Raw genomic sequence first — 6190 nt, 5'->3', positions numbered from 1 at the left:
TCCAGTGCCACCCAGTGCAAGTCCGAGATGATGGACGATGTGGTCAAGCCTGGCGGTTCGCCGCGCCGAAGGCGCGAGAATGTCTCCGTCGAAGCGCTCGGCGAAGATTCAACGACCGCATAGCACTGCATCGCAGTGGAACCGGCGCGCTTCAATGACAAGCCGAACGGGCTTTCCCACCAAGGGCAGGTCAGCCAGGCGTCGTTGATATCGACTGTGGATTCGTTCCGACCTTGTTCCACAGATTGGGCAAAAGCTTGCTTTGCTCGTCGGCCGGACTGCGATCAACATGACGTCGTCATCAATGGCTGTATTGTCGACTATAAAGCCGCGAGGGACGAGCGTCGACGATCTGAGCGAATGGCCCATGGTATTGATTCCTTGCGTGAAACCAACATCAGCCAGCACTTGATTTCATCAAAAGTGAGTCAGAGCCCCGTTTCGATGCCGATTGACAGCCCACGGTTGAGATTCGTAGATTCAGCACGCAGAAAAGCGTCTTTTGCAGCGTGCGTCCGGATGCGATTGAGCACTTCCAGTTCGCGTGGCGATCGAGTGTGACGAGTTTCGCGGGCGAGATAGTCCTGGTGACATGATATATGGATCGCAGGCCGGTGCGGGTGCTTAGAGCGGATTGATATTAAAAACGAAGCAATGAGTTAGTTCCATAAGGCATCTTATGCGATATGATATAACGTTACGAAATGCGCGTTATGGGCGGTATCGGTAATTGATCCGCCACCCGCATTACTCTATGTTTTCATCGACAAATGAATTCGGAGAAGCGATATGACCGAAGCGACCAAGGACCTCCCGCGCGCCCCACGGTTCTGGTGGGAGAAGACCCTCTTCGCGTTGGTCATCCTTCTGCCTTCGACGATCTATCTTTTCGCGACCGCGTTCAATTCCTTCATAACCCCGTTCGGCACGTCGCTGGTTGTCGCGGGCACCTTGATCGTCCTCCTCCTGCTTTCGATTTTTCGGGATATCGGGCCGACCTTCGTCGAAAGGGCCGAGGCGAGGTTCCAGAACCGTTACGCGGCGGACATCTATTCGATCCCGGTGACCTTCGACGCGAAGCCGACACTCGTGCCGGGCTTCTCCCGGCTGACAGCAATACGCGCTGACAATAGCCAGGCAATCGGCGCCTGGGCGTTAAGGTTCAACCACGGACCCCAGGTCGCATGAGGCCTCGTGATGGGCGACGAGCCGCCGCCCACGTTGACGATCCGGCAGACCCGAGTTCCTCAAGTTTCTGATCGACGAGTGACTTCACAGGGCGCTCGTGGCCGTGGCGCAGAACCGTCACCGCGAGCGTTTTCGCGTGGACTGGATGGGGTTGATCGGCAAGACCGACTGAGATTTTATGCGGCGCAATTTTGGATTCGAATGCTGGTTTCCAAATTGGGAATTTTGAGCTTGTTTCCAGATTGGGAACGCGATATACAGGAGCCTACGTGAACGTTATCGCCAAGTCCGCGTTGGTCAAATTCTGGAGCGACCTGCCGAAAGGAGCGCCAAGAGAGACGGCTGAAGCGGCGATGACGGAATGGTATGCAACCGCATCAAAGGCAAGCTGGAGCAATTTCAGTGAGCTGAAGAAAACCTTCAACTCGGCCGACATCGTCGCGGGCAACAAAGTGATTTTCGATGTGGGTGGCAACAAATATAGAATTGTAGGTTTGGTCGCATTTCGGACGAAACGGATTTTCGTTCTGTTTGTCGGTACGCATGCTCAGTATGACGCGATTGACGTCGCAAAACTCTGATGTGAGGAGGTCGATATGTTGAATTTGAAAGCTTTCAGAACCCTTCAGAGCGAAGACGAGTACAACGCCGCACTGAAGGAAGTTCGGCCGTATTTCGAGAACGAACCTGAAGAAGGCACTGAAGAAGCGGCTCATTTTGACGCGCTCGTTCTTCTGATCGAACAGTATGAAGGCAAAAAATATCCAATCCCGGCTGCGAGCCCGGTCGAGGTGGTCAAGTCGGTGATGGCCGCTAACAACTACACTCGTGCGGATCTGGTAGCCGTTATCGGCTCTAAAGCGCGGGCTGCCGATCTTTTGAATGGCAAGCGGGAAATCAATCTCGAACAGATCCGAAAGCTCAGCAAGGAATGGAATATTCCAGCTGGGTCACTGATTGGTGACGTCGCTGCCTAGTAGGTAAGACCTACAAGACTCCTCGGCTTCCGCTGCAACTGCGCTCGATTCGATCCGCAATGGTCGGTTCGAGGTGGCAACTAATGAAAATTCCGGCTCTTGACCTTTAGTCGATCGATCAAAAGGTCGGGTACATAGGGGCTCTGTGGTCATTTCTACATTAATACACGCTAAGGGCATTTTGCAGGTGACGGGAAACACATGATTTCCGCTCNGGGGCTCTGTGGTCATTTCTACATTAATACACGCTAAGGGCATTTTGCAGGTGACGGGAAACACATGATTTCCGCTCACCGTGATCGCGGGGCAAACTGGCCACGCAATAGGGCCATTTTTTGCGCGACAAACCCTGTCGGAATGTTAGGCTGTGCGGCAACACCTGATTTGAGGTTTGTCGCACATGTTGATCGGTTACATGCGGGTATCGAGTAGTGACGAGCGCCAGTCGGTTGCCTTGCAGCGCGATGCCCTGCTCGCGGCCGGGGTCGATGAGCGCCATCTCCATCAGGATCGCGCTTCCGGAGCGCGTGATGACCGGCCGGGTCTGAAGGCATGCCTCGGCGAATTGCGCGAAGGCGATGTCCTGGTCGTCTGGAAGATAGATCGGTTAGGCCGGTCACTCTCCCACTTGATCCGCATCGTCGAGGATTTGAAGGAACGTGGTGTCGCCTTCCGATCTCTCACGGAGGCGATCGACACCACGAATTCGCACGGCGCGTTTCTGTTCAACCTGTTCGGCTCGCTTGCAGAATACGAGAGAGTGCTGATCACCGAGCGGGTCAATGCCGGCCTGGCGGCGGCTCGCCGACGTGGCCGTAAGGGCGGGAGACCTCCAACGATCGATGCGGAAAAGGTCGAGCAGGTTCTAGCTGCTTTGGAAGCTGGCGCCAGCAAGGCGTCCGTGTGCCGGACGTTCAAGGTGGCGCGCTCGACCTTGATCGACACGTTGAAGCGGACTGGATGGACAGGCCCCGGCAAGACCGGCACGCCCGAAACCGTAGTTTGACGAGTGACCGTGGCTGATGGCGTTTCTCGATGAGCAATCGCGTGCCGTTTTATTCGAACCACCCGAAGCTTATGAAGATGCGCAAGCGCGCTATGCACTGACTTCCGAGGATATTGTCTTCGTCAAGGAACATCGCCGGTCGCATAATCGGCTTGGCTTTGCGATCCAACTCGCACTGGTGCGTGATCTGGGCCGTCTGCTGCGAATAGGCGAAGTTCCACCTCAGGCGGTTGTCTCTGTTGTCGCCGACCAGCTGGGCATCGACCCTGCAGTGTTCGAGTTCTACGCCCAGCGCGACGAAACGCGCCGGGAACACGCGCGCGAGATCGTCTCTGCACTGGAGCTTCAGCCTGTCCGGACGAGTGACTATCGCGAGTTGATAACGGCGGCGGCACGCGAGGCGGCGGCCACTGAACAAGGTGCGCCGATCGCCAAGACCGTGATCGAAGCCTTGAAGGAACGAAAGTTGCTCGTTCCTATGCCGGAGCTGCTGATCCGTCTGGCACTGGCCGGCCGGGCGGCGGCGCGTCGACAAGCCTATCGCGAATTGATCCGGGATCTGGAGCAGCCTTCGATCGAGGCGCTTGATCAGCTCCTCGCTGAGCGGGCCGGCGATCGGAGCCACCTTGGCTGGATTGCGGAAGCACCTGAAGGGGCGAAGCTGAAGAACCTCAAAGGCTTGATCGCCCGCCTCGAGGTATTGCGCTCAGCCGCCATTCCCGACGACCGTCGCAAGACGATCCATGCCAATCGCTACGGCATCATCGCCAGGGATGCACGCATTCTGCATGCCCGGGAGATACGACGCCTGACATCCGAACGTCGCTACGCCACGCTGGCCGCCTTCGTCATCGAGAGACAGGCGTCGATCACCGACCTGACGATCGACATGTTCTGCAAAATGATTGGGAGCAACCGCCGCAAGGCCGAGATCAGCCGCACGGAACGCCGGCTAAAAGAGGCCGAGGTTCTTGATGGGGTGGCGCTTGAGCATCTCAAGCTCGGCGAGGCGCTTCTGGCCGCTCGTGCGAGCAAAACCGATCTTGCATCGGCGATCGCAGCCTCCCTCGGCTGGGACGGATTGGTCGCCAGCATGGCGGCAGCCAGATCTGTCGTCCACCCTGATCGCAGTAACGAATTCGACGAGCTCATCAAGCGGCACAAATCGTTGCGCAAGCTGGGCAGACTGATGTTCCGCACGTTCTCGTTCCGGTCGTTTCGTGCTGATGATCCGATCCTTGTAGCAGTGGACCATCTGCGCGCGCTCTATGGCGGCCGGAAATTGCCGGCGCAGGTGCCGCTCGCCTTTCTGACCCGCAAATGGCGACGCTGCGTGCGCCCGAACAGTGCCGATATCGACCTGCGCGCCTGGGAAGTGGCGGTCCTCGTTCACCTGCGAGAGCGTCTGAGGGCCGGTGACATCTGGGTCGAAGGCAGCCGGGCATGGCGCAGTTTCGAGGATTATCTTCTGCCTCGGCCGATCTTCGAGCTGATGCGCGCCGAGGGGCGGCTCGGGCTCGCACTCCCCGACAGCTTTGCCGAATGGCGAGCAGAACGGACCGCCACGCTCGATGCGAAGCTGAAAGAGCTGGCAAAGGCGGCGGCTGCCAATGCTATTCCGGATGCAGCGATTTCCGACAAGGGCCTGTCGATCTCGCCGATCCGCGAGGAGGAGCGCGACAGCATCGTCGCGCTCAGCCGCCGACTATATGTTCTGGTGCCACGGATCAGGATCACCAGCCTGCTTGCCGAGGTGCAAAGCTGGACCAAATTCCTCGACAGCTTCACGCATTATCGTACCGGTGAGACGGCAAACGACGAGGCAGCGCTGATGGCAGCGATCCTTGCCGACGCCACCAATGCCGGAGCCGAACGTATGGCGGAAAGCTCACGCGGCGTCACGATCCACCAGATGATGCTGATGGTGGACAGGCATATGCGATCGGAAACCTACGCCACGGCGACCGCCGTGCTGGTCGATGCGCAGCAGGCCCATCCCTTTGCCGCGATCTGGGGTGACGGCCATATCTCCTCCTCGGACGGACAGTTCTTTCCGGCTGGCGGGCGTGGCGAAGCCAGCCTCGACTACAATGCAAAATACGGCAAGCGACCGGGGGCGTCGATCTATGGCTTCCTGTCCAACCGTTTTGCTTCCTTCTTCTCCCGCATGATCCAGGCATCCGAGGGCGAAGCCCCCTACGTTCTCGACGGCCTCCTTCACAACGAAAGCTCCGTCGAAATCTATGAGCACGCAACCGATACCGCTGGCGCCACCGAAACGACGTTCTCCATGTTCCACGCCTTTGGCTACAGGCTCATTCCCCGTATCCGCAATCTCGGCAATCGCAGGCTCTTTGTCATTGATCGCGATCCGGCTTACGAACCGCTCGACGCGCTGATCGCTGGAACCGTCAACATGGATGTCGTCGAGCACCACTGGGATGAGGTCTTGCGGCTGAAGGCTTCGATCGCTGCAGGTTTGGTGCCGCCTTCCGTCATCCTCAAGAAGCTGGCAGCGTCGCCGCGACAAAACCGGCTGAACCAGGCCCTGCGCGAAATGGGCCGGATAGAACGCTCGATCTTCATCTGCGACTGGCTGCTCGATACGAAACTGCGCCGCAGATCGCATGCGATCCTCAACAAGGGTGAAAGCCGTCATGCTCTCGCACGCGCCATCTTCCTCCACCAGCTCGGCGAATTGCGCAACCGCGTCGCCGAAACCATGGCTTACCGCGCGTCCGGTCTTAACCTCGTCGTCAACGCCATCATCCTGTGGAACACTGTCTATCTCAGCCGTGCTGTCGATTATATCAGCAGTCAGGGTATTATCATTCCGGACGAGCTGCTCTCCCAGGTCGCACCACTACCATGGGCGCATATCGCGCTCACCGGCGACTACCTCTGGAACGAAATTGACCGACCCCTCGAACGCTTCAGGCCAATCCGGGCTAACCGCTTCAATCCAAACAACTTCAAATTCCCTTAGCGTGTATTAATGTAGAAATGCCCACGGAGCCCC

General features: G+C 57.9%; 6 protein-coding genes. 5 read left to right on the top strand and 1 reads right to left on the bottom strand.

From position 1 onward, the window contains the following. Window positions 1-108: 108 nt before the first annotated feature. A complete protein-coding gene (locus AKG12_RS31240) occupies window positions 109-291 on the bottom strand; it encodes a transposase family protein (RefSeq protein ID WP_285278033.1) in 183 nt (60 codons plus the stop codon). A 498-nt stretch (window positions 292-789) separates the two neighbouring features. Between AKG12_RS31240 and AKG12_RS28860 the strand changes: the two genes are divergently transcribed. From AKG12_RS28860 to AKG12_RS29985, 5 genes are all read left to right on the top strand, one after another. Continuing rightward, window positions 790-1188, top strand: coding sequence for a hypothetical protein (locus AKG12_RS28860; protein WP_052821452.1), 399 nt, complete (start codon window positions 790-792; stop codon window positions 1186-1188). A 269-nt stretch (window positions 1189-1457) separates the two neighbouring features. Then, window positions 1458-1769: a type II toxin-antitoxin system HigB family toxin gene (locus AKG12_RS28855; protein ID WP_052821451.1), complete on the top strand. Its 312-nt coding sequence runs from the start codon at window positions 1458-1460 to the stop codon at window positions 1767-1769. Between the two features lie 15 nt (window positions 1770-1784). Continuing rightward, window positions 1785-2165 carry a helix-turn-helix domain-containing protein gene (locus AKG12_RS28850; RefSeq protein ID WP_052821450.1) on the top strand — a complete coding sequence of 127 codons (381 nt, stop codon included), beginning with the start codon at window positions 1785-1787 and terminating at the stop codon, window positions 2163-2165. 400 nt (window positions 2166-2565) lie between these two features. Further along, entirely contained in the window at window positions 2566-3171 is a 606-nt protein-coding gene (locus AKG12_RS28845) for a recombinase family protein (protein WP_003501158.1), read from the top strand. 16 nt (window positions 3172-3187) lie between these two features. Then, on the top strand, window positions 3188-6157 hold the full coding sequence (locus tag AKG12_RS29985) for a Tn3 family transposase (RefSeq protein WP_082179124.1): 2970 nt from the start codon (window positions 3188-3190) through the stop codon (window positions 6155-6157). Window positions 6158-6190: the final 33 nt, after the last annotated feature.

The organism is Agrobacterium sp. SUL3 (assembly GCF_001263295.1).
GTDB classification, from domain to species: Bacteria; Pseudomonadota; Alphaproteobacteria; order Rhizobiales; family Rhizobiaceae; genus Agrobacterium; species Agrobacterium tomkonis.
The sequence above is the reverse complement of the archived record's forward strand: the minus strand, read 5'-3'. Positions and strand labels throughout refer to the sequence as shown.

Bases quoted from the DNA above. Each gene is read 5' to 3' on its own strand.
- AKG12_RS28860 (WP_052821452.1), top strand. From the start codon at position 790: ATGACCGAAGCGACCAAGGACCTCCCGCGCGCCCCACGGTTCTGGTGG.
- AKG12_RS31240 (WP_285278033.1), bottom strand. From the start codon at position 291: ATGTTGATCGCAGTCCGGCCGACGAGCAAAGCAAGCTTTTGCCCAATC.
- AKG12_RS29985 (WP_082179124.1), top strand. From the start codon at position 3,188: ATGGCGTTTCTCGATGAGCAATCGCGTGCCGTTTTATTCGAACCACCC.
- AKG12_RS28850 (WP_052821450.1), top strand. From the start codon at position 1,785: ATGTTGAATTTGAAAGCTTTCAGAACCCTTCAGAGCGAAGACGAGTAC.
- AKG12_RS28845 (WP_003501158.1), top strand. From the start codon at position 2,566: ATGTTGATCGGTTACATGCGGGTATCGAGTAGTGACGAGCGCCAGTCG.